This is a genomic window from Aeromonas sp. QDB17 (assembly GCF_027705305.1).
In the GTDB taxonomy this organism is placed as follows: domain Bacteria; phylum Pseudomonadota; class Gammaproteobacteria; order Enterobacterales; family Aeromonadaceae; genus Aeromonas; species Aeromonas caviae.
Map to the genome: position 1 here is coordinate 1 of NZ_JAPDBP010000056.1, position 873 is coordinate 873.

Annotated in this window: 1 pseudogene; it reads right to left on the reverse strand. The window is 56.2% G+C overall.

Annotated features, from left to right (window positions below):
* A pseudogene (locus OKC41_RS21020) lies at window positions 1–805 on the reverse strand (IS3 family transposase); the annotation flags it as partial.
* Window positions 806–873: the final 68 nt, after the last annotated feature.

The following is an 873-nucleotide window of genomic DNA, read 5'->3' on the forward strand; positions in this document are numbered from 1 at the left end:
TTCACGGCCAACTCAGCATCAGGCCTGCCGGACATCGCCCAGCCCACGACCCGTCGGGTGTGGAGGTCGAGCACCGCGGCCAGGTAATGCCAGCGGCCACCTGCCCATACGTAAGTGATGTCGCCGCACCACACCTGATTGGGTTGCTGGACATCAAATTCACGCGCCAGAAGATTGGGAATATCCGGTCGTTCAGACCGCGCGACCTGATAACGATGAGCTCCCGGTTGTTTGGAGACCAGCCCGGCCTCCTTCATCAGGCGACGCACCTTGAACCGACCAATCTGATGCCCCAGTGCCCGCATCATTGACATCAAGGCCCGGCTGCCAGCTGAGCCTCTACTCTCTTTGAACAAACACCGTAACTCACTTCTCTGCTGCACCCGTTCACGGTTAATTGTGCGCCTGCGAGCCAGATAGTCGTAAAAACAGGCGGTTGGTATACCGAAAGCGCAACAGACCAGGGTGGTGGGGGCTTGCTCCCTTAATCGGTCTATCAGCGCGTACGTTCGAGTTCGTCCGCCATCAAGAGAGCAGTAGCCTTTTTTAGAATGGCCTTTTCGCGTTCAAGCCGGTTGATGCGGGCTTCCAACTCCTGAATTTTTTGCTGCTCAGGGGTCAGCGCCCGGTTAGCAGGTGTAGCGCCACTTCGTTCTGATTGAAGTTGCTGAACCCATCGACGCAGCACGGTTTCGCCGACATCCAGTGAACGGCTGGCTTCGGGGACTGAATAGCCTTGGTCGAGCACCAGGGATGCGGCTTCCAGCTTGAACTCGGCAGTAAATGAGCGACGTAATCTTGTCATTGAACACCTCAAATAATGGTGGCGACTGTACCACCTAAAACGGTGTCCGGGATGATTAGACCACTACA